The following is a 22,780-nucleotide window of genomic DNA, read 5'->3' as shown; positions in this document are numbered from 1 at the left end:
GCCTCCTGGGCTGGCTCGGGACTCACGCCCGGGTGAAGACGAGAGCGACGTTGTGCCCCCCGAAGCCGAACGCGTTGTTCAGCCCCGCGGGGATGTCGAGGTGACGCGCCTTGTGGGCGGCCACGTCCAGGTCGAGGCCGTCATCCGGGTCGTCCAGATTGATCGTGGGCGGCACGACGCCGTCCCGGACGGCCAGGATGGTGGCGATCGATTCCAGGGCGCCGGCGGCGCCCAGCAGGTGTCCCGTCATCGACTTGGTTGCCGAGATCACCGCATGGTCGCCCACGGCGGTCCGCAGGGCGCCGATCTCCAGCATGTCGCCCACGGGTGTGGAGGTGGCGTGCGCGTTGACGTGTCGGATGTCGCTGCCGGAGACCCCGGCGTCGGCGAGCGCCCGCCGGATCGCCCGGATCGCGCCCTCGCCCTCGGCGTGCGGCTGCACGATGTCGTACGCGTCGGAGCTGATCCCGGCCCCGGCGAGCCGGGCGTACACCCGGGCGCCGCGCGCGGCGGCGTGCTCGGCCGACTCCAGGACGATCACCCCGGCGCCCTCGCCGAGGACGAACCCGTCGCGGCCCTTGTCCCACGGCCGCGAGGCGCGTTCCGGGTCGTCGTTGCGGGTCGACATGGCCCGCATGGAGGCGAACCCGGCGATCGGCAGCGGGTGGATGACCGCCTCGGTGCCGCCGGCCACGACCACGTCGGCGCGGCCCGAGCGGATGATGTCCAGCCCCAGCGCGAGCGCCTCCGCACCGGTCGCGCAGGCACTGGCCATCGCGTGCACCCCGGCCTTGGCGCCGACCTCCAGCCCGACCCAGGCGGCCGGACCGTTGGGCATCAGCATCGGCACCGTGTGCGGGGAGACCCGGCGCGGGCCGGAGGCCTCCAGGATGTCGTCCTGGGCGAGCAGGGTGGTCGCGCCGCCGATGCCCGAGCCGAGGCTGACGGCCAGCCGCTCCGGGTCCAGCCCGGAGTCGGCCAGCCCGGAGTCGGCCCACGCCTGCTGGGCGGCGATGATGGCGATCGCCTCGGAACGGTCGAGCCGGCGCAGGCGTACCCGGTCAAGGACCTCGGTGGGCTCCACCGCGAGTTGGGCGGCGATCCGCACCGGAAGCTGGCCGGCCCACTCCTGGGTGAGCGGACTCACCCCGGAGCGGCCGGTGAGCATGGCGTCCCAGGTCGACGCGACGTCCCCGCCGAGCGGGGTCGTCGCGCCGAGCCCGGTGACGACGACGTCGGTACGACTCATCTCAGGACTGCGCCTCGATGTAGCTGACGGCGTCACCCACGGTCTTGAGGTTCTGCACCTCGTTGTCCGGGATCTTCACGCCGAACTTCTCCTCGGCCGCGACGACGACCTCCACCATGGAGAGCGAGTCGACGTCCAGGTCGTCGGTGAACGACTTGTCCACGGCTACATCGTCCGGGCTCACCCCGGCGACCTCCTCGAGGATCTCGGCGAGGCCTGCGGTGATCTCGTCACGGGTCATTGCTGTTGGCTTCCTCTCCAGCTGCGTTGTGCAAAGGGCCGGAGCCGGCCGGTGGACCGGACGGCCACGGGTGGGACCTGGCGGTCCCGGGTGTCGTCCGGCCCGGAACGGGACGGTACGACCGTGGTCTGGTCGCGGATTCGAGCCGCGACCGGGCCGCCGGCGAGGACCGCCGGTGACCGGTGGTGCATCACGGGCAGCGCACGACCTGCCCGGCGTAGGTGAGGCCGCCGCCGAAGCCGAACAGCAGCACCGGCGCCCCGGAGGGCACCTCGCGCCGCTCGACCAGCTTCGACAGGGCCAGCGGCACGCTGGCCGCGGAGGTGTTGCCGGACTCGACGATGTCCTTCACGACCAGCGCCTGCGGCATGCCCAGCCGCTTCGCGATCCCGTCGATGATCCGGGCGTTGGCCTGGTGCGGCACGAACGCGGCGATCTCCTCCGGCGCCACGCCGGCCCGCTCGCACGCCTGCCGGGCCAGCGGCGCCAGCGCGGTGGTGGCCCAGCGGAACACGGCCTGACCCTCCTGCTGCACGTACCCGTGCCAGCCCTCGATCCGGACCGCGTCGCTGCGTTCCGGCACCGAGCCCCAGAGCACCGGGCCCACCCCGCTGGCCTCGCCCTCGGCGGTGGCCGTGACCACTGCCGCGCCGGCGCCGTCGCCGAACAGGATGCAGGTCGAGCGGTCGGTCCAGTCGGTGAAGTCGGACAGCTTCTCGGCGCCGATCACGATCGCGTTGCGGGCGGCACCGACGCTCAACGCGTGGTCCACCGTGCCGAGCGCGTAGGAGAAGCCGGAGCACGCGGTGTTGATGTCGTACGCCCCGGGCGCCGCGATGCCCAGCTTGGCCGCGACCCGGCACGCCACGTTGGGGCTGCGGTCCACGGAGGTGCAGGTGGCCACGGCCACCAGGTCGATGTCGGCGGGGGTGAGTCCCGAGTTCGCCAGGGCCTTGCCGGCCGCCGCGGTGGCCATGTCGGCGACCGTCTCGTTGTCGGCGATCCGGCGGCTGGCGATGCCGACCCGGTCGCGGATCCACTCGTCGTTGGTGTCCACCATCCGGGCGAGGTCGTCGTTGGTGACCACCCGCGCGGGCTGGTAGTGGCCCATGGCGAGGATGCGGGAACCCATCAGCTGTGCCATCCCTTCGTTCGTGGCCACGGAGCCGGCCGCGCGGCCCGGGGTCGGGAAGTCGTGTCGGCCGTCACAGGTGCCCGCCGATCCGGGCCAGCGGTTGACCGGGGGCGACCGGGTCGTCGGAGTGCGCGAGCCACTCGGTGAGCAGGCCGGTTCCGTGGGCGGTGACCTCCACCGGTCCCTGCCGGGTCACCACGTGTCCGATCACCTGTCCGGTGCGTACCTCGGCGCCCTCGGCCAGGTCGGCGTCCGGGGCGAAGGTCCCGGCCGTGCCGGCGACCACCACCCGGAAGGTGATGGCCGGTTCGTGCCCGTCCACCGCGCCGTGCCGGGCGATCAGGTCTCGCGCCGCGGGCAGGTCCGCCGGGCTGTTCAGGCTGACGATCTCCGGCGCGTTGTCGCCCTTGAGCGCCCGCTTGACCAGCCCGGCGAGGGTGCCGGCCGGCGGGAGTTCCAGGACGCCGGTGACGCCGAGGTCGGCCATGGTGCGCATGCACAGGTCCCAGCGCACCGGCGAGGTCACCTGGCGGACCAGCCGTTGCAGCATCTCCCGGCCGTTGCTGACGGCCGCGCCGTCGAGGTTGGACAGCAGGATCCGGGCCGGGTCCGTCGGGGTGATCCCGGCGGCCACCCCGGCCAGGGCCTCCTCGGCCGGGGCCATGTAGCGGGTGTGGAACGCGCCGGCCACCTTGAGGGCGACCACCCGGGCGCCGGGCGGCGGGTCGGCGGCGAGCTTGGCCAGCCCGTCGGCCGCTCCGGCCGCGACCAACTGGCCGGCGCCGTTGACGTTTGCCGGGTACAGCCCGTGCCGATCGAGCGCGGCGGCGACCTCGTCGGGGTCGCCGTTGAGCACCGCCGACATGCCGGTCGGTTCGAGGGCGCAGGCCGCGGCCATCTCCCGGCCGCGGACGCCGGCGAGGGTGACGGCGGCCTCCGGGGTCAGCACGCCGGCCAGCGCCGCGGCGCCGAGTTCGCCGACGCTGTGCCCCGCGGTGAGTGTGACGTCGTACATCGGCAGCGACTCGGCGGCCAGCAGGGCGGCGGCCACCAGCAGCGGCTGGGTCCGGGCGGTGTCCCGGATCTCCTCGGTGTCGGCCTCGGTGCCCAGGTACGCGAGGTCGACGCCGGCCAGTGCCGACCACCAGCGCAGCCGGGCGGCGGCGCCGGGAAGTTCGAGCCAGGGGGTGAGGAATCCGGGCTTCTGGGAGCCCTGACCGGGGGAGAGTACGGCAAGCACGTCTACGACTTTGCGGCATACTCGGCGGTCATGTGGTTGACGCCAGTCACCAATCCCTCCTACAACCTTTGTGTGAATCCTACAAAGATCGGTGGAGGTCGTCGCCATCCTGGCGTTTCTCGTCCGCTATCTGCCGCTAAGTCTGGTACGAGGCCGGTGGGACGGCCGGGTCCAGCCGGCCCACCGTGAGCGCCATCCGCAGCGCGTACGCGTCCCGGGACGACAGCGGGGAGTAGCCGGTGACCTCGCCGATGCGCCGCAGCCGGTACCGCACCGTGTTCGGGTGCACGAACAGCGACCGGGCCGCGCTCTCCAGCACCCCGCCGCTGGCGAAGAACGCGTCCAGGGTCTCCACCAGTTCGCCGCCGGCCCGGGTCAGCACCGCGAACACGTCCTGGCGCAGCCCCCGGCGGGCGTCCGGGTCGCCGGCCAGGGCCCGCTCCGGCAGCAGGTCGGCGGCGGAGACCGGGCGCGGCGCCGCCGGCCAGGCGGGCGCGGCGCGGAAGCCGGCGACGGCGGCCCGGGCCGACTCGGTGGCCTCGTCCAGGCTGGGTACCACCGGACCCACCACCACCGGCCCGTCGCCGAAGGCGGCCAGCAACCGGCCGGTCGCGGCCATCGGATCGGCCGCGCCGCCGAGGACCACCACCAGACGGTCCCCGTGTACGCCGCCGATCACCTCCACCCCCAGCCGGCGGGCGGCCCGGTAGAGCGTGAGCAGGACGGCGGCCACCTCGCCACCGGGTGACCGGCCCACCGCCACGGTGACCGGCTGCGCGTCCGCCCAGCCGAGCGCGGCCGCCCGGCTGGCCAGCACGTCCCGCGAATCGCCCCGCAGCAGCGCGTCGACCAGCAGCGCCTGCAACCGGGCGTCCCAGGCTCCCCGGGTCTCGGCGGCGCGGGCGTAGACGCGGGCCGCCGAGAACGCGATCTCCCGGGAGAACCGCAGGACGGCCTCCCGCAGCGGCTGCTCCTCGCCCTCCGCGGCCAGCACCGGCACCTGTTCCTCGACCACGTCGATCGTGACCTTGATCAGCGCCACGGTCTGCTGGAGGCTGATGCTGCGGGCCAGGGCGCGCGGCGCCGCCGCGAAGACCTCGTCGGAGACCTCCTGCGGGCTGCCGGTCGCGACGCCGCCGTTGCCGAGCCACTCGACCAGGGACCGCACGCCGGCCTGGGCGACCAGCATGACCCAGGAACGCTGCTCGGCCGGCAGACCCCGGAACCAGGGCAGCGTCTCCTCCATCCGCGCCACGCTCGCCGTGGCCAGCGTGCCGGCGGCCCGCTCGATCCGGCGCAGGGTCGCGGAGAGGACGCCGTCGGCCGCCTCCGGCGGGCGCGCGGGAGCGGGGTTCTCCTGCTGGGCGGGGTCGTCGGCGGGCATGGCCCCAGCCTGTCACGCGTCGCCGTCGGGGCAACTCCGAGGGCCGCGATACGGCCGCGGTACGGCCGCCGCGTTCCGGGTGTGGCCGCCGTCAGGATCGTCGGTCGGGGTCAGTACGGTAGCGGGGCTGGACACGGGGCCAGCGGTCGGCTGCACGCCGACTCGCGCCCCGGCATGTCCGCGTCCGGAAGGCGGCACCGGGGGAGGAGGCCGAAACGTGCACGGGGAGGCCGAGCGCGGCGGCGACGAGCAGGCGTCCTGCATCCCGGGCCAGTGCCCGCGGCAGGGGGCCGGGCGGAACGGGCCCTGCGGCCCGGAACCGGGCGGCCCGCAGGACCAGCCGCCGCGCCGCCCCGACTGTCAGAGTTCCCGGCCCGGGTGGGCCGGGGCGCACCGACATCTGGGGGTCCGCCCCCGCACCCGGGTGGCCCGCCGGGAGCGTCCGCCGCGCCGGTGGTGCTGACGCCCGACCTGTGCCGGGCCGGCGCCGGGGACGCAGCCGGGGAGACGGCCGGGGTCGCCGCCGGGGAGACCGCCGGGGAGACGGCCGGGGTCGCAGCCAGGGAGACCGCCGGGGACGCCGCCAGGGTCGCCGCCTGGGCCGTTCCGCCAGCGGCGGCGCTGCCCCGGCCCTAGTGTTGCTGGCGTGAGGGCGATGGCGATCTCCCGGTACGGCGGCGCCGAGCTGCTGGTCGAGCAGGAGCTGCCGGATCCGCCGGTGGGGCCGGACACGGTCCTGGTCCGGACCCGGGCCGTCGGGGTGAATCCCGTGGACTGCAAGATCCGCGCCGGGCACCTGGCCGCCGCCTTCCCCACGCACTTCCCGCTGGTCCCCGGCTGGGACCTGGCCGGCGTCGTCGTGGCGGTCGGTCCGGCGGTGTCCGGCCTGGCCGCCGGCGACGAGGTCATCGGGTACGTCCGGCGGGACGAGATCCAGCACGGCACGTACGCGGAACTCGTGCCCGCGCCGGAGCGCACCCTGGCCAGCCGGCCCGAGCAGGTCTCCTGGGCCGAGGCAGCCGGCCTGCCGCTGGCCGGGCTGACCGCGTACCAGGCCCTGCGGGCCGCCGGCGTGGACGAGGGCGACACCGTGCTGGTGCACGCGGCCTCCGGCGGCGTGGGGCACCTCGCGGTCCAGTTGGCCCGCACGTTCGGCGCGGCCCGGGTGATCGGCACGGCGAGCGAACGCAACCACGACTTCGTCCGGGCGCTGGGCGCCGAACCGGTGCCGCACGGGACGGGCCTGGCCGACCGGGTCCGCGAGCTGGCGCCGGAGGGGGTCGACGTGGTGCTCGACGTGTTCGGCGGTGCCGGCCTGGCGGCCTCGGCCGAGCTGCTGACCGACGCCGGGCGGCTGGCCTCGATCGCGGACCCGGTCGGTGCCGCCGAACTCGGCGGCGTGTACGTCTTCGTGAAGCCGTCCACCGCGGACCTGAGCGTGCTCGCCGGCCTGGTGGACGCCGGCCGGTTGACGGTCCACGTGGAACGGACGTACCCGCTCGCCGCGGCGGCCGAGGCGCAGCGGGTGGTCGAGGGTGGGCACGTGCGCGGCAAGCTCGTGCTGGAGGTCTGAGCCGGCGCCCGGCGCCGGGGTCAGCTCGTGCGGCGCCGGATCAGGTACGCGATGCCGGCCAGACCCAGCGTGATCGCGATGAGCACGGCGGTGTTCAGCATCAGCACCCGGCGCAGGTCGCCGACGGCCTCGTTGATCCCCTCCGCCGGGTCCAGCGGGTCCTCCTCGTCGACCGCCGCGCCGCCGCCGATCCCGCCCGTGACGGTGGCCGGCGACCCGGGCAGCGGCACACCCACCGCGCGCAGCGCCTCGTCCATGTTCAGCCGCCCGTAGAACCAGGCGGCCGACGTCGCCCGGCGGTCCGGTTGCTTGCTCGGCCGGTAGGCCCGCGGTCCGCCCTTGGCCAGCGGATACAGGTCGTAGGTCTGGCGCGCCTCGTCACCCACGGTGACCAGGACCGTGTACTTGCGACCGAGGTCGGTATCCGAGGACGGCTCGCCCTGGCCGCTCGCGGCGCGCAACCAGCTCACCTGGTCCAGCAGCGTCGCGAACAGCGCGCTGTCCTGATCGGACCGCACGCTCACCGGGTCACCGTCACCCTCCGGGGTGACGGTGAGCGTGGTCGGCGTGGGTTTCGGCGCGGCCTGCGCCGGTCGGGCGCCGCCGAGAACGGCGCCGAGGGCCGCGACCACCAGCGCGGTGAGGATCACCGGCCCGCGCACCCTACCGACCATGGCCGACCTCCTCGCCCCGTCCGACGTGGCTCCGGCGCAGCATGCTCCTGTGGCGCGGCACGCGGCCACGCCCCGCGACCCGGCCATCGCGCGCCGGTGGCGGAGCCTGAGCTGCAGGAGATTGCGCGGCAGGCCACTGGGGTGGGCGAAGCAGCCGGGTGATTGGAGCCATTTGCGATCCGTACCCCGATGATCGTGGAACGAATCCTAGCGCCGATTGCGCGTTTTGGGGGAGTCGGGTGTCCGGCCCTTCGGGTGGTCGCCGGCGGGCAGCCCGAGGTGGCCGGCGAGCCGGCGCAGGTGGTGGCCGAAGAGTTCGCGGCGGGCGTACACGGTGTTGTTGAGCTGGCCGAACAGCTCGAAGCTGACCGCGCCGAAGAGGCTCATCCAGGCGAGCATGGCGGCGGTCAGCGCGGCCGGCGGGACGTCCGGGGAGAAGGAGGCGGCGATCGCGGTGGCGTCGGCGCGGACCTGCTCCGGAAGGTCGTCCGGGTCGTGTTCGGCAAGCGTTCCGGCGCGTACGCCGTCGGCGGCGATGCCGACGAGCACGGCCGGGGTGCGGGCGGCCGCCCGGACGGTGTCCGTCGGCGCGGCGTAACCGGGCACCGGGCTGCCGAACAGCAGGGCGTACTCGGCGGGGTTGGCCAGCGCCCAGTCCCGGATCGCGTGCCCGGCCGCCAGCCAGCGGCCGAGCAGGTCGTCCCGGTCGGCCACCCGCGCGTCGGCGGTCTCGACGGCGTCGCCGAGCGCGTCGTACGCGTCCATGATCAGGGCGGTGAGCAGGTCGTCCCGGCTGGCGAAGTAGCGGTACAGCGCCGAGGAGACCATGCCCATGTCCCGGGCCACCGCCCGCAGCGACAGGTTGGCACCCTCGGCGGCCAGGTGTCGCCGGGCGGTCGCCTTGATCTCCTCGATCATCTCGGCGCGGACCCGGGCGCGGATCGATCCAGCAGGCATGACGGCGATTCTTGCACACATCCGAGAGCACTGCTCTTGACAGTCGGGCCGCCGGGAGTGATTGTTGTACTCAACAGAGAGCGGTGCTCTCGTTGAGTGGAGGTACATCATGTCGACGCATGTCATCGTGGGGGCCGGCCAGATCGGTTCCACCACCGCACTGCAACTGGCCCGGCGGGGGACCGGGTGCGGCTGCTCAGCCGCCGGGGCGGCGGACCCGAGCACCCGCTCGTCGAGCGGATCGCCGCCGACGCCACCGACGCCGACCGGCTCAGCGCGCTCACCCGGGACGCGGCGGCGCTCTACAACTGCGCCAACCCGCAGTACCACACCTGGCTCACCGACTGGCCGCCGCTGTCGGCCGCGCTGCTGGCCGCCGCCGAGCGCACCGGGGCCACCCTGGTCACCACGAGCACGCTCTACCCGTACGGACCGGTCGACGGGCCGATGACCGAGCGGACGCCGCTCGCCGCGACCCACCCGAAGCTGCGGATCCGCGGCGAGATGTGGCGGGCCGCGCTGGCCGCGCACGAGGCCGGCCGGATCCGGGCCACCGAGGTACGCGGCAGCGACTACCTCCAGGCGCAGGGCATCCTCAGCTTCGCCCTCGGCGGGCCGGTGCTGGCCGGCCGCCGGGCGTACCTGCCCGCACCGCTGGACGTGCCGCACACCTGGACCTCGACAAGCGACGTGGCCCGGATGCTGGTCACCGCCGCGACCGACGAACGGGCCTGGGGCCGGGCCTGGCACGTGCCCAGCGCCGCGCCGCTGACCATCCGGCAACTGGCCACCCGGTTCGCCGCCGTGACCGGGGCGCCCGCGCCGAAGCTGGCCACCATCCCGTACCCGCTGATGTGGGGCGTGGGCCTCTTCTCAACGATGGTCCGCGAACTGCGCACCACCCGCTACCAGTTCACCCGGCCGTTCGTCATGGACTCGACCGCGGCGACCGAGACCTTCGGGCTCAAGCCCGAACCCCTCGACGACGCCCTGCGCGAGGCGGCCCGGCTGCTGCGCGCGTGACGCGCCCGGGCTCAGGGCAGGCGCAGGCGGGCGGCGCGCAGCCGGGTCAGGGTGCGCTCCCGGCCCAGCACCTCCAGCGACTCGAACAGCGGCAGCCCGACGGTCCGGCCGGTCACCGCCACCCGGACCGGCGCCTGCGCCTTGCCCAGCTTGAGCCCCCGGTCGGCGCCCACCCGCTCCAGCGTCGCCTTGAGCACCTCGGCCGTCCACTCCGGCAGCGCCGCGAACGCCTCGATCGCGGCGTCCAGCAACTCGGCCGAGCCCTCCTTCATGGCCTTGGCCCAGGACGCCTCGTCCATCAGCGGCGACTCCAGGAACAGGAAGTCGACATTCGGCACGATCTCGCTGAGCAGCGCGATCCGCGTCTGCGCCAGCGGCGCCACCGCGGCGAACGTCGTCGCGTCGAACTCCTCGGGCCGCCACGGCGGCGGGGCGATCGTCTCCGTCCCGGTCAGCCACGGCCGGCACGCCGCCACGAAGTCCTGCACCGGCAGCGCCCGGATGTACTCGCCGTTGAACGCCCGCAGCTTCTTCTCGTCGAAGAACGCGGGGGAGGGGTTCACATCCTCCAGCCGGAACTCCGACTCGATCACCGACCACGGCACGATCTCCCGGTCGCCCGAGGGAGCCCAGCCGAGCAGCATCAGGTAGTTGCGCATGGCGTCGGCCAGGTAACCCTCGTCCCGGTACGCCTCCAGCGCGACCTTGTCCCGCCGCTTCGACAGCTTCTGCCGCTTCTCGTTGACCACCACCGGCACGTGCGCCCAGACCGGCGGCTTGACCCCCAGCGCGTCCCAGAGCAGTTGCTGCTTGGGCGTGTTCGGCAGGTGCTCCTCGGCCCGGATCACGTGGGTGATCTCCATGGTGATGTCGTCCACCACGTTGGCCAGCAGGAACACCGGCGAGCCGTCGCCGCGGGCGATCACGAAGTCCTCGATCAGCCGGTTCTCGAAGGTCGGCTCGCCGCGGATCAGGTCCACCACCACGGTGGCGCCCTCGTCCGGAGTGCGGAACCGCAGCGCCCGCTTCTCCCCGGGACCCAGGTCACGGTCCCGGCAGAACCCGTCGTAGCCGGAGTACTGCGACCCGCCGCGCAGTTGCACGTCCTCCCGGGTGCAGTCGCAGTAGTAGGCGCGGCCCGCCTCGTACAGCCGGACGGCCGCGGCCCGCTGCTGCGCCGCGTACGACGACTGGAAGTACGGCCCCTCGTAGGTGTCCCGGCCGATGCCGATCCACTCCAGCGCCGACAGGATGCCCTCGGTCCATTCGGGCCGGTTGCGCGCGGCGTCGGTGTCCTCGATGCGCAGCACCATCACCCCGCCCTGCTGCCTGGCGAAGATCCAGTTCTGCAGCGCCGACCGGGCGCCGCCGACGTGGAACATTCCGGTCGGGGATGGGGCGAAGCGCACGCGTACCGTCACGGGGTCCAGCGTACGGCCGTGCTCCGGGGCGGACGCCAGCAGGTTTCGAATGCCGCGGCCCCGCGCTGGGTAACCTGCGGGCGCCGCAGGGGCTCGGGGGAGGGTGAGCGATGGGCGTACGTCGGCGCGGCGGTCCGGAAGCGCTGGCCCTCGTGCTGCTCGCGGCCGGCCTGCTCTGCCTGGCCACCGGGCTGGTGCCGAGCCACGACGCGAGCACCACGCTGCACCGGATCGCGCCGCTGCTGGCGTTCCTGTTCGCCGTGCTGATCCTGGCCGAACTGGCCGCCCGGGCGGAGCTGTTCGACGTGCTGGCCACCCGGCTGGCCCGGCTGGCCGGCGGCAGCCACGGCGCGCTGTTCGCGCTGACCGTCTGCCTGGCCACGGTCACCACCGGCATCCTCAACCTGGACACCACGGCGGTGCTGCTCACCCCCGTGATGATCGCCACCGCGACCCGGATCGACGCCCCGCCGCTGCCGCTGGCCATGACGAGCGTCTGGCTGGCCAACACCGCAAGCCTCAGCCTGCCGGTGGCCAACCTGACCAACCTGCTGGCCGCCGACCGGCTGGACCTCGGGGTCCTCCGGTTCGCCGGCCGGCTGGCGCTGCCGCAGCTCGCCGCGGTGCTGGCCACCGCCGCCTGCCTGTGGATCTTCTACTGGCGGCCCGCGGTCCGCGGCCGGGGCCGGTACGTCCCGCCCGGCCCGCACCGGGCGGCCGACCCGGTGCTGTTCCGGATCGCGGCCGCGACCTGCGTGGCGTTCGTCGGGGCATCCTGGCCGGGGTGCCGATCGAGGTGGTCGCCGCGGCGGGCGCGGCCGTGCTGGTCGCCGCGTACGCGCTGCGGGACCGCGCCGCGCTGCGCTGGAGTCTGGTCCCGTGGCCCCTGCTGGCCTCGGTGACCGGTCTGTTCCTGATCGTCGACACGGTGGTCCGGTACGGCCTGTCGGACCTGCTGCACGCGGCCGTCGGCACCGACTCCGGCGCGGCCGGCGTGTGGCGGGCGGCCGGCACCGGCGCCGTGCTGGCCAACCTGATCAACAACCTGCCGGCCTACCTGTCCGGCGAGGCGGTGATCCCGGCCGGGCACACCGGCCAGCTGCTCGGCCTGCTCGTCGGCACCAACGTCGGGCCGCTGGTGCTGCCCTGGGCGTCGCTGGCCACGCTGCTCTGGGTGGAGCGCTGCCGCGCCGCCGGGGTGTCCGTCCGGTGGTCCCGCTTCGTGCTCACCGGGGCGGTCACCGCCGCGCTGGCACTCGGCGCCGCCACCGCCGCGCTCGCCTGGGGCTGAGCGCGCGGCACCGCACCGCCCGTCACCGCACCGCGCGTCACCGCACCGAGCGTCACCGCACCGAGCGGATCCGCACCACCAGCACGCTGCCCAGCACGGTGACCGCCGCGGTGGCCACGTACAGGGTGGGGTAGCCGCCCAGGTACACCACGATCGGCGCGGACATCGCCGGGCCGAGCACCTGCGGCGCCGAGTTCGCGATGTTGATCACACCGAGGTCCTTGGCCCGGTCCGTGGCCTGCGGCAGCACCTGGGTGATCAGCGCGGCGTCGACCGCGAGGTAGACCCCGTACCCGGCGCCGAGCAGCAGCGCCGCGACCACCGCGACCGACCACACCGGCCAGATGGCCAGCAGCAGCGCCGCCACCGCCATCACCAGGCCGGAGACGATCACGTACACCTTGCGCCGGCCGGAGGCGTCGGAGAGCCGGCCGGACACCACGGCCGTGGCCATCATGCCGGCGGTGTAGAGCAGGATCAGCAGCAGCAGCTTGCCCTGCGGGTCGTCCACCCCGACCCCGTCGGTGAGGAAGTACAGCAGGTAGAGCGTGCCCAGCGCGTTGCCCATCTGCACCAGGAACCGGGTGCCCCAGGCCCAGGCGAAGTCCGGGTACCGGCGCGGGCTGATCCACATCTCGCGCAGCAGGCTCCGCCAGCGCAGCGCCGCCCGGTGCGCCCGGGGCAGCGGGTCGTCCGCGGTGAACAGCGCGAACGGCAACGCCAGCACCAGGACGCCGGCGGCGATCACCAGGTAGCCGGCGCCGGTGCCGTGCACCAGCGCCGTCACCAGCACCGCCCCGACCACCAGGCCGAGCGCCTGCGGGATGCCGATCCAGCCGGAGACCCGGCCGCGCTGGGTGATCGGCACCCGGTCGGGGATCGCGGCGGTGAGCGTGGCGAGCATCGCGTTGAAGCAGATCTGCGCGGCGATCCAGCCGAGGGCCACGCCCAGCACCGTGCGCTGGCCGGCCAGCAGCACCAGCGCCGTCGCGCCGAGCAGGGCGCCGCCGGCGGTCCAGACGTGCCGGCGGCCCAGCTCCCGGCCGAACAGCCGCACGCAGGTACGGTCCGACAGCGCCCCGGCCAGCGGGTTGGCGATCACGGCGGCCAGCGCACCCAGCCCGGTGACCAGCCCGAACATGGTCTCCTTGCGGGTCGGGTCGATGCGTTCGATCTGCTGCGGCAGCAGGATCTGGATGGGGGTGAAGAACGCCATCCAGACGCCCAGGTTCGCGGCGAAGATGCCGGCGATCCAGCGCCGGCGGACCCGGGCGACGGGTTCGGCGAGCGCCGCAGGCAGGGGACCGGCCGCCGGCGCCGGCAGGTCCGGACGGGTGGCGGTCACGACCGCCCGACCAGGTCGCGGTACCAGGCGTACGACGACTTCGGGGTCCGGGCCTGGGTGGCGTAGTCCACGTGCACCAGGCCGAACCGCTTCGTGTAGCCCTCGGCCCACTCGAAGTTGTCCAGCAGCGACCAGACGAAGTAGCCGCGCACGTCCACACCGTCGGCGACCGCTCGGGCCACCGCGCGCAGGTGGCCGTCGAGGTACGCGATCCGGTCCGGGTCCTCGCACCGGCCGGCCGGATCCACCTCGTCGTCGTACGCGCAGCCGTTCTCGGTGACCAGCACGGGTGGCAGGTCGGCGCCGTACCGGTCGCGTAACCCGGTGAGCAGGTCGTACAGCCCGTCCGGCACGACCGGCCAGCCGAAGCTGGTGGTCGGGTAGCTCTCCAGCGGCACCAGCTCGAACGGCAGCGGCGAGCCCTCCCCGGGCGCCCGCACCCCGGTCGGGTTGTAGTAGTTGACGCCGAGCGCGGACAGCGGTGCGGCGATGGCGGCCAGGTCGCCGTCGTGCACGACCGCGGGGTCGACGCCGGGGGCGTCGGGGTAGCCGCGGCCGAACAGCGGGTCGGTGAACAGCCGGTTGTGCAGCGCGTCGTACGCCTCGCCGGCGGCCCGGTCGGCGTCACCCGGCTCGGCGTCACCCGGCTCGGCGTCACCCGGTCCGGCGTCACCCGGTCCGGCGTCACCCGGTCCGGCGTCACCCGGTCCGGCGCCGGCTTCCGGGCCGATCAGGCGTACCGGGGAGTAGTTGTTGGTGATCGCGACCGGGACGTCGCCGTGGGCCCGCAGCGCGGCGGTGGCCAGGCCGTGCCCGAGAAGCTGGTGGTGCGCCGCCGGGAAGGCGCCGAACAGTTCGGCCCGGCCGGGCGCGTGCACGCCCAGCCCGTACCCGAAGGTCATGTGCACGAACGGCTCGTTGAGCGTGATCCACATCTTCATCCGGTCGCCCAGCCGGGCCGCGACCAGATCGGCGTAAGCGGCGAACCGGTACGCCGTGTCCCGGTTCAGCCAGCCGCCCCGGTCCTCCAGCGCCTGCGGCAGGTCCCAGTGGAACAGCGTGGCCACCGGGTCGATGCCGTGTTCCAGCAGCGCGTCCACCAGCCGGTCGTAGAACCCCAGGCCGTCCGGGTGGGCCGGGCCGGTGCCGTCCGGCTGGATCCGCGGCCAGGCGATGGAGAACCGGTACGCGCCGATGCCGAGCCCGGCCATCAGCGCCACGTCCTGCGGGTACCGGTGATAGTGGTCGCAGGCGACCTCGCCGGTGCTGCCGTCGGCGATCCGGCCCGGCTGTGCCGTGAAGGTGTCCCAGATCGAGCGGCCACGGCCGCCGGCGGAGGTCGCGCCCTCGATCTGGTACGCGGCGGTGGCGACCCCCAGGTGAAGCCGGGCGGGAACGGCGGCATGGGTGCCGGGACGATCATCGGGCCTCCGAGAAACGTGAGTGTCGCTCGGACTTTAATCTTCTCGGCGTGTCGGATGGAAGCTGTCCGATTCGCACCCTAAATGAGCATAAAATCGCTTAATCACGGAGTCCTCAGTGGAGGCGGAACGAACAATGATCCTGGTTGAGCGCAGCGCGTACGTTCGGGCGTCGATCGAGGCGGTGTGGGACGTGGTCCAACGGGCCGAGCAACTGCCCTCGTGGCTGGCCGGAGTGCGGCAGGCCGAGGTGCTCTCGGGCGAGGGCTACGGCCGCCGGCAACGGGTGTACGCGTCGGGTCGGGGGGCCAGCCACGAGGCCGAGGTCATCGTCTACCAGCCGCCGACGCTGATCGGCTGGCGCGAGCGGGCCAAGGGGGCGGGCGCCCGCGCGGAGGCCCGGACCGAGGTCTACGTGCAGCTCAGCGAGGAACCCGAGGGTACGTCCGCCCGGCTCATCGTGGTCCGCTGGCCGGCCGGCAAGGTCAGTGGCGCGCTGCTGCGGCTGGGAATGCGCAAGGTGGGCGCCGACCTGGAGGGTTCACTCGCCCGCTTGACCAGCCTGGCCGGCACCGAGCTGGCCCCGGTCGGAGTCGGGGTCGGTGCCGGGGTCGGTGCGGGCTCCACCGCCGACGCGATGGCCGGTCTGGGCGCCGGAGCGCAGGAGCACGGCGACGCCGGCCTGGGCCTGCTCGCCCGCTGAACGAACGGTGCCCTGACCGCCGGCGTCCGACCGGCGGTGCTCCGGCCGGCGGTGCTCCGACGGCTGGTGCTCCGGCCGGCGGTGCTCCGGCCGGCCCGGTTCGTGCAGAACGCGGGCCGGCCGGGCGGAATCAGGAGTCGCCGCCGGTCTCCCCGACGGGAGCCGCCGTGACGTCCTCGATCGCGTACTTCTTGGCGGCCTCGGCCGCCACCGCGGCCGGCACCGCGCCGTCGAGCGCGAGCTGCCGCAGCGTCGCCACGGCGATCGACTCGGCGTCCACGTGGAAGTGCCGGCGCAGCGCGTGCCGGGTGTCCGACAGGCCGAACCCGTCCGTACCGAGCGAGGTGTAGCGGCCCGGTACCCAGCGCGCGATCAGGTCCGGTACGGCCCGCATCCAGTCGCTGACCGCGATCTTCGGGCCCTGCGCGTCGGCCAGCTTGGCCGTCACGTACGGCACCCGCGGCTCGGTGCCCGGTTCGAGCAGGCTCTGCTCCTCGCACTCCACCGCGTCCCGGCGCAGCTCGGTCCAGGAGGTCACCGACCACACGTCGGCGGCCACCCCCCAGTCCTGTGCCAGCAGCTCCTGGGCGCGCAGCGCCCACTGCATGCCCGTACCGCTGGCCAGGATGTTGGCCCGCGGCGGGGTGCCACCCTCGCCGCCGGCCGACCCGTCCGGCGCGGAGACCGAGGGCGCCGGGGCGTACCGGTGGATGCCCCGCTTGATGCCCTCCGCGTCCACGTCCGCCGGCTCCGCCGGCTGCAGGATCGGCTCGTTGTACAGGGTGAGGTAGTAGAAGACGTTCTCCTGCTGCTCGCCGTACATCCGGTGCAGGCCGTCCTCGACGATGTGCGCGATCTCGAACGCGAACGCCGGGTCGTAGGCCACCACCGCGGGGTTCGTCGCGGCGATGAGCTGCGAGTGGCCGTCCTCGTGTTGCAGACCCTCACCGTTGAGCGTGGTGCGGCCCGCGGTGGCGCCCAGCAGGAACCCGCGGGTCATCTGGTCGGCCGCGGCCCACAGCCCGTCGGCGGTGCGCTGGAACCCGAACATCGAGTAGAAGATGTAGATCGGGATCATCGGCTCGCCGTGCGTGGCGTACGAGGATCCGGCCGCGGTGAACGAGGCCACCGAGCCGGCCTCGTTGATCCCCTCGTGCAGGATCTGGCCCGCGGTGTCCTCCTTGTACGACAGGAACAGCTCGCGGTCGACCGCCGTGTAGTTCTGCCCGTGCGGCGAATAGATCTTCTTCGTCGGGAACAGCGAGTCCATCCCGAAGGTGCGCGCCTCGTCCGGGATGATCGGCACCCAGCGCCGGCCGAACTCCTTGTCCTTCATCAGGTCCTTGAGCAGCCGGACGAAGGCCATCGTGGTGGCGATCTTCTGCTTGCCGGAGCCCTTCTTGACGTCCCCGAACTGCTTCGACTCGGGAATCGGCAGCGGCCGGTGCGCGATCTCGCGGGTGGGCAGGTAGCCGCCGAGCGCGGAGCGCCGGTCCTGGAGGTAGGCGGACTCCTCCGAGTCCTTCCCCGGGCGGTGGTACGGCGGCAGGTACGGGTTGGCCTCCAGGGCCGAATCCGGGATGTCCAGATAGAGCCGGTCGCGGAAGGTCTTCAGATCGTCCAGCGTCAGCTTCTTCATCTGGTGCGTGGCGTTGCGGCCCTCGAAGTGCGAGCCGAGCGTCCAGCCCTTGATCGTCTTGGCCAGGATCACCGTCGGCTGCCCGGTGTGCTCCACCGCCGCCTTGTACGCCGCGTACAGCTTGCGGTAGTCGTGCCCGCCGCGCTTGAGGTTCCAGATCTCCTCGTCGGAGAGCTGGTCGACCATCTTGCGGGTCCGCGGGTCGCGGCCGAAGAAGTGCTCCCGCACGTACGCCCCGGACTCCGCCTTGTAGGTCTGGTAGTCGCCGTCCGGGGTCACGTTCATGAGGTTGACCAGCGCGCCGTCGGTGTCCGCGGCCAGCAGCGGGTCCCACTCCCGGCCCCAGATCACCTTGATCACGTTCCAGCCGGCGCCCCGGAAGAACGCCTCCAGCTCCTGGATCACCTTGCCGTTGCCCCGTACCGGGCCGTCCAGGCGCTGAAGGTTGCAGTTGACCACGAAGGTGAGGTTGTCCAGCTCCTCGCGGGCGGCCACCCCGATCGCACCCAGCGTCTCCGGTTCGTCCAGCTCACCGTCGCCGAGGAACGCCCAGACGTGCTGGTCGGAGGTGTCCTTGATGCCCCGGTGCTGCAGGTAGCGGTTGAACCGGGCCTGGTAGATGGCGTTGATCCCGCCGAGCCCCATCGAGACGGTGGGGAACTCCCAGAAGTCCGGCATCAGCCGCGGGTGGGGGTAGGACGGCAGCCCGCCGCCCGGGTGGGACAGCTCCTGGCGGAACCCGTCGAGCTGGTCCTCGCTGAGCCGACCCTCCACGTACGCCCGCGCGTACATGCCGGGCGACCCGTGCCCCTGGTAGAAGATCTGGTCGCCGCCGCCGGGGTGGTTCTTGCCCCGGAAGAAGTGGTTGAAGCCCACCTCGTAGAGCGATGCCGAGCTGGCGTAGGTCGAGATGTGACCACCCGCGCCGATCTCGGGCCGCTGGGCCCGGTGCACCATGATCGCGGCGTTCCACCGGATGTAGGCCCGGATCCGCCGCTCGACGTGTTCGTCACCGGGGAACCAGGGCTCCCGCTCGGGCGGAATCGTGTTGATGTAGTCCGTGGTGGTCAGGGGTGGGACGCCGACCTGGCGCTCCCGGGCCCGCTCCAGCAGGCGCAGCATCACGTAGCGGGCGCGCTTGGCTCCCCGCTCGTCGATGACGCCGTCCAGCGACTCGACCCACTCCGAAGTCTCTTCGGGGTCGATGTCCGGCAGCTGGCTCGGCAGGCCGTCGCTGATCACCGGGCGCTTGCGCTCCGTTGCCACAGGCGTTCCCTCGGTTGGTGTGTGGGATAGGTCTCTACCGCCAATACTGCCCCGGATCACCCGGGCGCGTCACGTCCAGCGGCCCTTGACGCGACGCGCGACACACGTACTCGTCGGTAACCGGAGGAAGGGACCCATTGTCGGCGCTTCCGGCGGCACCCGGGCCGCCGACGGGCCTCCGGCGGGTGACACTGTCAGCCATGCGGACCGACGTGATCACGATCAAGACGGGTTCCCGGCCGACCGTGCGGGACATCACCGGCGAGGCGCGGCGGTTCGTCGCCGGCCAGGGCGACGGGCTGCTGCACGTCTTCGTCCCGCACGCCACCGCCGGCGTGGCGCTGATCGAGACCGGCGCCGGCTCGGACGAGGACCTGATCACCGCCCTGAACGACCTGCTGCCGACCGACCAGCGCTGGCGGCACCGGCACGGGTCGCCCGGACACGGCCGGGACCACGTCCTGCCGGCCTTCATCCCGCCGTACGCCTCGGTGCCGGTGCTCGACGGTGAGCTGGCGCTGGGCACCTGGCAGTCGATCTGCCTGGTCGACCCCAACGGCGACAACCCGAGCCGGCAGGTCCGGTTCTCGTTCCTGGCCGGCTGAGCGCGTCCCCGCACCGAACCGTGCGGGCCGGTGCGGCTGGTCCGCCCCGGCTAGGCTTCCGGCGGTGGAGCCCGAACCGATCGACGCGTCCGTTGTCGCCGTCACCGTCTTCCCGGACCAGGCCCGGGTGACCCGGCGCGGCCGGGCCACGCTGCCGGCCGGCGAGCACCGGATCCGGGTCGCTCCGCTGCCGGCCGGGGCGAACCCGGACTCGCTGCGGGTCAGCGGGCGCGGTCCGGCCACCGTGCTCGGTGTCGACACGAGCGCCCTGCGGGCGCCGCGCAGCACCGACGAGGAGGTCGTCGAGCTGACCCGCCGCCGGAGCGACCTGGCCGAGGAGCAGGCCGGGCTGATCGACGCCGACGAGGTGCAGCAGCGCCGGGACACCTTCCTGGCCGGGGTGGCCGAGCGGGCCGCCGGCACGTACGCCCGGGCACTGGCCGCGGGCGACGCCGCCGCCGCGGACCTGGCGGCCTTCTCGGACGCGATCGCCGAGCAGAGCACCGGCGCCCGCGAGCGGATGCGGCAGCTCGCCCGGCGCCGGGTCGAGCTGGACGAGGAGATCGCCGCGGTGGACCGGGCGCTGCAGGCGCTGGCCGGCAAGCGCGGCCCGGACCAGCTCGCGGCGGACGTCACGGTGCTTGTCGACGAGGCCGGCGGCGAGGTGGAGATCGAGCTGACCTACCTGGTCGGCGACGCCGGCTGGCGACCCGCGTACGACCTGCGGCTGGTCGACGAGACGGTCGGGGTGACCTGGTTCGGGCTGATCAGCCAGCACACCGGCGAGGACTGGCCGGAGTGCGACCTGCGGCTGTCCACCGCCCGGCCGGCGGCCTCGGCGGCCGTACCCGAGCTGACGCCCTGGTACCTGGACCGCGTGCGGCCGGTGCCCCCGCCGCCCCGTTCGCCCGGGCATGCCGCCCCGATGATGCCGATGGCCGCCGCCCGCGGCGCGGGCGGATCGGCGGCCGAGGCCGCGCCGCGGCTCAAGCAGGGCGTCGCCACGATGGAGCAGGGGCCGTGTCGGCCACCTACCGGCCGGCGCGGGCGGTCGCGGTACCGGCCGACGGCAGCAGCCACCGCGCGGTCGTGGCGGCCTTCGACCTGCCGGCCCGGCTGGACCACGTGACGGCACCGGTACGGGCGCCCGAGGCGTACCTGCGGGCCACCGTGACCAACACCTCCCCGCACACCCTGCTGCCGGGCCGGGCGGCGGTCTTCCACGGTCCGGACTTCGTCACCAACACCCCGCTGCGGACCTGGGCGCCGGGCGAGGAGCTGGAGCTGGCCCTCGGCCTGGACGACCGGGTCCGGGTGGAGCGCGAGCTGGTCCGCCGCGGTGCCAGCAAGGCCACCCTCGGCTCGACCCGGCGCCGGGAGGTCGAGTACGGCATCACCGTCACCAACCACACCCCCCGGCCGGTGGACGTCACCGTGCTGGACCAACTGCCGGTCTCCCGCGACGAGGGCATCGTGGTGCGGGAGACGCGGCTGGATCCGCAGCCCGCACAGCGCACCGAGCTGGGCGAGCTGACCTGGCGGCTGCGGCTGGAGCCCGGCGGCTCGGCGCGGCTGGCCGTGGCGTTCCGGGTCGAGCAGGCCAAGGGGGTCGAGCTGGTCGGCTGGCGGGAGTAGGGCCCGAGCCCCGGATCCCCGCGCCCCGGCTTCCCGGGGCGTCGGCTCCCCCGGTGCCGGTGCCGGTGCCGGTGCCGTCAGCCGCGCAGGTACGCCTCGGAGACCTCCCAGAGCCGCTCGGCGGCCTCCGGGTCCCGCGCGTACGGGGCGTAGCCGGTGCGGCTGCCCGGCTGGTTGGGGCCGGCCTCCTGGCAGTCCTCGAAGTACCGCCCGCCGACCCCGTCCAGCAGCGGCGAGGCGGCGACCAGCACCGAGGTTGCCGCGCCCTGCTCGACGGTCTTCCAGCTCGGCGCGGCGGCACCGCCGCTGCCGGAGCGGAGCTGGGCGAGTTCCTCCTCGGTGACGTAGCGCTGGAGGTTCGTCTGGATCGCCCCCGGCATGAGGGCGTTGGTCAGCACGCCGTCCTGCGCCCACCGCCGGGTGGCCGCCACGGCGAAGAGCACGTTCGCCGTCTTGGACTGGCCGTAGGCCAACCACGGCTCGTACGGCCGCTGCCGGAAGTGGATGTCCTCGAACACCACGGGCGAGCGGAGGTGGGCGGCGGAACTCACCGACACGATCCGCCCGCCCTCGGCGACGGCCAGCGCCCGGTGCAACCCGGTGGCCAGGGCGAAGTGGCCGAGGTGGTTGGTGGCGAACTGCATCTCCCAGCCCTGCTCGGTGCGCAGCTCCGGCGCGGCCATGATGCCGGCGTTGTTGACAAGCATGTGCAGGGGACCGTCCCAGGCGCGCACGAACCGGGTCACCGAGCCCAGGTCGGTGAGGTCGAGCGGGGTGACCAGGATCCGGTCGTTGCCGGTGCTGCCGGTGATGTCCGCGGCGGCCCGCAGGCCGGCGTCGATGTTGCGGACGGCGAGGGTGACGTCGGCCCCGGCGGCGGCGAGCGCGCGGGCGGTCTCGACGCCGATCCCCGAGGACCCGCCGGTGACGACGGCCCGCCGGTTGGTCAGGTCGAGGCCCCGGACAACGTCCATGGCGGTCGTCTCGCGGGAGAACGGGGTGCTCACGGGCGTGCTGGTGGTCATGGTTCCTCCAGTCCGGGTTGGCGGGCGGCCGCGGGGTGGCCCGGCCGGTACGATAAGAAGCGGAGGATCCTCCGTTTAACCGCCTCCCACCCTATCCGGAGGGCCCTCCGGTTGCCAGTCGCCGGGTCCGAGCCACCGGATCGGTGTCCCGGGCGCGAGCCCGGGGTCCGAGCCCGGGTACCGGCCCGGTCCCAGCCCCGGGCGAGTCGAGGAGGAAGCCGTGCCGGATCGACCCCTGCGTGCCGATGCGCTCCGCAACCGGCGGCGCCTGCTGGACACGGCGGTCCGGGCGTTTTCCCGGGACGGCGCCGAGGTAACCCTGGAAAGCATCGCCAGGGACGCCGGGGTCGGCATCGGCACCCTGTACCGGCACTTTCCCAGCCGCGAGGCGCTGATCGAGGCGGCGTACCGCAACGAACTGGCCAAGCTCTGCGACGCCGTACCGGAACTGCTCGCCACCCTGCCGGCGCAGGCGGCGGTACGTGCCTGGATGGACCGGTTCGTGGACTACCTCGCCGCCAAGCAGGGCATGGCCGACGCGCTGCGGCTGGCCATCGCCTCCGGCGCCAACCCGTTCGCGCGCAGCCGGGACCTGCTGCACGCCGCGCTGGGTGAGCTGCTGGCCGCCGGGGTCGCGGCCGGCACCGTACGCTCGGACGTCGCCCCGGCGGACGTCCTGGCCGGGCTGAGCGGGGTCTGCCTGGTGGCCGGCGAGCCGGGTCAGCGCGGCCAGGCCGGTCGACTACTGGACCTGTTGATGGACGGCCTGCGCCCCCGCCCGCACCCGGCCGGGACTTCGGCGAAGTAGGGGTCTCCGGGCGCCGTCCACCCCCGACTCCGCCGAAGATGCGTCGATTCTGAGCCGCACGAGCGACCCGGGTCGGGACGACACGCTGGCCGGTAGGGCGCCGGAAAGTGGTCGCCGGTGGCGCTGATCGGTAATGCTGTCCCGC

The 22,780-nt window shown here is 73.9% G+C and carries 20 protein-coding genes and 2 pseudogenes; 10 read left to right on the top strand and 12 right to left on the bottom strand.

Going from position 1 to position 22,780, the window contains the following annotated elements:
• Positions 1–22: 22 nt before the first annotated feature.
• The 5 genes from fabF to CIK06_RS21350 all read right to left on the bottom strand — a co-directional run bounded on the left by fabF (position 23) and on the right by CIK06_RS21350 (position 5,249).
• Complete coding sequence (gene fabF / locus CIK06_RS21370; RefSeq protein WP_095566309.1) at positions 23–1,249, bottom strand: beta-ketoacyl-ACP synthase II; 1,227 nt, start codon at positions 1,247–1,249, stop codon at positions 23–25.
• A 1-nt stretch (position 1,250) separates the two neighbouring features.
• Complete coding sequence (locus CIK06_RS21365) at positions 1,251–1,490, bottom strand: acyl carrier protein (protein WP_095566308.1); 240 nt, start codon at positions 1,488–1,490, stop codon at positions 1,251–1,253.
• A 190-nt stretch (positions 1,491–1,680) separates the two neighbouring features.
• On the bottom strand, positions 1,681–2,625 hold the full coding sequence (locus tag CIK06_RS21360; protein WP_095568016.1) for a beta-ketoacyl-ACP synthase III: 945 nt from the start codon (positions 2,623–2,625) through the stop codon (positions 1,681–1,683).
• Between the two features lie 70 nt (positions 2,626–2,695).
• On the bottom strand, positions 2,696–3,865 hold the full coding sequence (locus CIK06_RS21355) for an acyltransferase domain-containing protein (RefSeq protein ID WP_095566307.1): 1,170 nt from the start codon (positions 3,863–3,865) through the stop codon (positions 2,696–2,698).
• 136 nt (positions 3,866–4,001) lie between these two features.
• Complete coding sequence (locus CIK06_RS21350; protein WP_095566306.1) at positions 4,002–5,249, bottom strand: CdaR family transcriptional regulator; 1,248 nt, start codon at positions 5,247–5,249, stop codon at positions 4,002–4,004.
• 453 nt (positions 5,250–5,702) lie between these two features.
• Between CIK06_RS21350 and CIK06_RS21340 the strand changes: the two genes are divergently transcribed.
• Together CIK06_RS21340 and CIK06_RS21335 are read left to right on the top strand one after the other, a co-directional pair.
• Positions 5,703–5,885, top strand: a complete 183-nt coding sequence (locus CIK06_RS21340; RefSeq protein WP_157756881.1) for a hypothetical protein — start codon at positions 5,703–5,705, stop codon at positions 5,883–5,885.
• Between the two features lie 19 nt (positions 5,886–5,904).
• On the top strand, positions 5,905–6,822 hold the full coding sequence (locus CIK06_RS21335) for an NADP-dependent oxidoreductase (protein WP_232533775.1): 918 nt from the start codon (positions 5,905–5,907) through the stop codon (positions 6,820–6,822).
• A gap of 20 nt (positions 6,823–6,842) precedes the next feature.
• Here the strand turns inward: CIK06_RS21335 and CIK06_RS21330 are convergent, their stop codons facing one another.
• A complete protein-coding gene (locus CIK06_RS21330) occupies positions 6,843–7,496 on the bottom strand; it encodes a hypothetical protein (RefSeq protein WP_095566302.1) in 654 nt (217 codons plus the stop codon).
• 207 nt (positions 7,497–7,703) lie between these two features.
• Positions 7,704–8,453 carry a TetR/AcrR family transcriptional regulator gene (locus tag CIK06_RS21325; RefSeq protein ID WP_095566301.1) on the bottom strand — a complete coding sequence of 250 codons (750 nt, stop codon included), beginning with the start codon at positions 8,451–8,453 and terminating at the stop codon, positions 7,704–7,706.
• Between the two features lie 186 nt (positions 8,454–8,639).
• Here CIK06_RS21325 and CIK06_RS21320 point away from each other — a divergent pair, with 186 nt between their 5' ends.
• Positions 8,640–9,476, top strand: a complete 837-nt coding sequence (locus CIK06_RS21320; protein ID WP_157756880.1) for an NAD-dependent epimerase — start codon at positions 8,640–8,642, stop codon at positions 9,474–9,476.
• Positions 9,477–9,487: 11 nt separating this feature from the next.
• On the opposite strand, the gene gltX is transcribed toward CIK06_RS21320, so the two are convergent.
• A complete protein-coding gene (gltX, locus tag CIK06_RS21315) occupies positions 9,488–10,858 on the bottom strand; it encodes a glutamate--tRNA ligase (RefSeq protein ID WP_232534358.1) in 1,371 nt (456 codons plus the stop codon).
• A gap of 149 nt (positions 10,859–11,007) precedes the next feature.
• On the opposite strand from gltX, the gene CIK06_RS21310 reads away from it, so the two are divergent.
• A complete protein-coding gene (locus CIK06_RS21310; protein ID WP_198347957.1) occupies positions 11,008–11,799 on the top strand; it encodes an SLC13 family permease in 792 nt (263 codons plus the stop codon).
• A complete protein-coding gene (locus tag CIK06_RS32030) occupies positions 11,682–12,188 on the top strand; it encodes an ArsB/NhaD family transporter (RefSeq protein ID WP_198347956.1) in 507 nt (168 codons plus the stop codon). The genes CIK06_RS21310 and CIK06_RS32030 overlap by 118 nt, the downstream gene beginning before the upstream one ends.
• Positions 12,189–12,240: 52 nt before the next feature.
• Here CIK06_RS32030 and CIK06_RS21305 read toward each other — a convergent pair whose 3' ends face one another.
• The gene (locus CIK06_RS21305) at positions 12,241–13,533 is read right to left on the bottom strand and encodes an MFS transporter (RefSeq protein WP_232533774.1); all 1,293 of its coding nucleotides are present in this window, start codon (positions 13,531–13,533) and stop codon (positions 12,241–12,243) included.
• Positions 13,530–14,938, bottom strand: a pseudogene (locus CIK06_RS21300) (glycoside hydrolase family 1 protein). Before CIK06_RS21300 ends, CIK06_RS21305 begins: the two are co-directional and overlap by 4 nt.
• Positions 14,939–15,090: 152 nt before the next feature.
• On the opposite strand from CIK06_RS21300, the pseudogene CIK06_RS21295 reads away from it, so the two are divergent.
• A pseudogene (locus CIK06_RS21295) lies at positions 15,091–15,531 on the top strand (SRPBCC family protein); the annotation flags it as partial.
• 256 nt (positions 15,532–15,787) lie between these two features.
• On the opposite strand, the gene aceE reads toward CIK06_RS21295, so the two are convergent.
• Positions 15,788–18,562 carry a pyruvate dehydrogenase (acetyl-transferring), homodimeric type gene (gene aceE, locus CIK06_RS21290; RefSeq protein ID WP_095566297.1) on the bottom strand — a complete coding sequence of 925 codons (2,775 nt, stop codon included), beginning with the start codon at positions 18,560–18,562 and terminating at the stop codon, positions 15,788–15,790.
• 200 nt (positions 18,563–18,762) lie between these two features.
• On the opposite strand from aceE, the gene CIK06_RS21285 reads away from it, so the two are divergent.
• The 3 genes from CIK06_RS21285 to CIK06_RS32020 all read left to right on the top strand — a co-directional run bounded on the left by CIK06_RS21285 (position 18,763) and on the right by CIK06_RS32020 (position 20,802).
• The gene (locus CIK06_RS21285; RefSeq protein ID WP_095566296.1) at positions 18,763–19,167 is read left to right on the top strand and encodes a YjbQ family protein; all 405 of its coding nucleotides are present in this window, start codon (positions 18,763–18,765) and stop codon (positions 19,165–19,167) included.
• A 64-nt stretch (positions 19,168–19,231) separates the two neighbouring features.
• Positions 19,232–20,296: a mucoidy inhibitor MuiA family protein gene (locus CIK06_RS32025; protein WP_255408524.1), complete on the top strand. Its 1,065-nt coding sequence runs from the start codon at positions 19,232–19,234 to the stop codon at positions 20,294–20,296.
• The gene (locus tag CIK06_RS32020; protein ID WP_255408523.1) at positions 20,188–20,802 is read left to right on the top strand and encodes a DUF4139 domain-containing protein; all 615 of its coding nucleotides are present in this window, start codon (positions 20,188–20,190) and stop codon (positions 20,800–20,802) included. The genes CIK06_RS32025 and CIK06_RS32020 overlap by 109 nt, the downstream gene beginning before the upstream one ends.
• 77 nt (positions 20,803–20,879) lie before the next feature.
• On the opposite strand, the gene CIK06_RS21275 is transcribed toward CIK06_RS32020, so the two are convergent.
• Positions 20,880–21,827 carry an SDR family NAD(P)-dependent oxidoreductase gene (locus CIK06_RS21275; protein ID WP_095566295.1) on the bottom strand — a complete coding sequence of 316 codons (948 nt, stop codon included), beginning with the start codon at positions 21,825–21,827 and terminating at the stop codon, positions 20,880–20,882.
• A 220-nt stretch (positions 21,828–22,047) separates the two neighbouring features.
• Between CIK06_RS21275 and CIK06_RS21270 the strand changes: the two genes are divergently transcribed.
• Positions 22,048–22,635: a TetR/AcrR family transcriptional regulator gene (locus tag CIK06_RS21270; RefSeq protein WP_095566294.1), complete on the top strand. Its 588-nt coding sequence runs from the start codon at positions 22,048–22,050 to the stop codon at positions 22,633–22,635.
• Positions 22,636–22,780: the final 145 nt, after the last annotated feature.

This window comes from Plantactinospora sp. KBS50 (genome assembly GCF_002285795.1).
In the GTDB taxonomy this organism is placed as follows: Bacteria; Actinomycetota; Actinomycetes; order Mycobacteriales; family Micromonosporaceae; genus KBS50.
This window is presented reverse-complemented; position numbering and strand designations above follow the sequence as displayed.